This window comes from Mesorhizobium sp. M7D.F.Ca.US.004.03.1.1, assembly GCF_003998635.1.
In the GTDB taxonomy this organism is placed as follows: domain Bacteria; phylum Pseudomonadota; class Alphaproteobacteria; order Rhizobiales; family Rhizobiaceae; genus Mesorhizobium; species Mesorhizobium loti.
This window is the reverse complement of sequence record NZ_RZQG01001381.1, coordinates 1-1,107: the sequence shown is the minus strand read 5'-3', so window position 1 is coordinate 1,107 and position 1,107 is coordinate 1. Positions and strand designations below refer to the sequence as shown.

Here is a 1,107-nt window from a genome sequence, read left to right as displayed (position 1 = left end):
GGTGTCGATGACGATGGTGCCCGCATCGTAACCGGTGAATTCCACGTCTTGCGGCACAAATTCCGGCTTTACCTTGAACTGCTTCTTGGCTTCCCTCTTGGCGAGAGCCTGGTCGAGAGCCCGTGTCTCGGGAAGATATGAGATCGACGACCCGGACGAGGTGCCGCCGAAGAGACCGGCGAACAGACCGCCGCTGCTCGGCTGCTTCTGGCCGATGACCTCGCTGCGCAGCTCGCCATTGTTGCCGGTCAAGGCGACGTTCATCGCTTCCGCCGGAAGCGGCTCGGCCGACTGGATCGGCGCGATCGGTTCGATTGGCTCGATGATCTTGGCAGCCTGCTTCTTGGCCGGCTTGGCATCGGCCACCTCGGCTGCCGGCGCGCTCTTGCCCTTCTTGGCCAGGAACGCCTGCCGTTCCGCGTCGGCCTTGGCCTTGGCCGCCTCGCGCATCGCCAGTTTCCTGGCTTCGAGCGCCTTGGCTTTGGCGGCTTCCTTGTCGGCAACGATCTTGGCCTCGATCTTCTTGATCTGGGCGAGGTCGTCCGGCGTCGGGTTTTTCTTCTTCTTGAGAAGCTTCAACTGCGTCGCATCACTTTTGACGGCGACGTTGATGGCGGAGGTTGTTTCAACCGAAGGCTGTGCGGCCATATTGGCCGGAACGCCAGCGAAAGCGGGGGAACTCATGCCGAGTGCGGCGCAAAGTCCCAGGAAAATGAAGCTGCGAAGCTGCATGGCGAAGATCCGATCGTTCTATGCTTGTTGCCCACGGCGTCGCCCAGCGCCCCCCAAGGGCGCCGGAAATGCCGCGCGCAATCTATAGTCGAATAAGCGCGGGGGCCTCAAGCGTGAGGTCGTGCCTCACCCAGTCGAATCTTTGTGATCCTGCTGCATTTGCCGCGACTGTGTTCAAACGAGCACAGATCGCGGCTTCAGGCGCCGAAGACTACTGGTTCGGGACCTGCGGAGTCGCCGGCGCGGCAGGAGCGGCGCCATTGGTTGCCGGCGGCGTCGAACCAGCGGCAGGCGCCATGGCCGGGGCAGTCGCCGGAGCCGCAGCGTCGTTGCCGGATGGCGGCGTCGGCTTGGCGTTACCGGCAGGCGCCGGGG

The 1,107-nt window shown here is 63.9% G+C and carries 1 protein-coding gene; it reads right to left on the bottom strand.

What is annotated here, in order from left to right:
- A partial coding sequence (locus EN935_RS37255; protein WP_127374302.1) for a L,D-transpeptidase occupies positions 1–732 on the bottom strand: 732 nt, incomplete at its 3' end.
- Between the last annotated feature and the right edge of the window lie 375 nt (positions 733–1,107).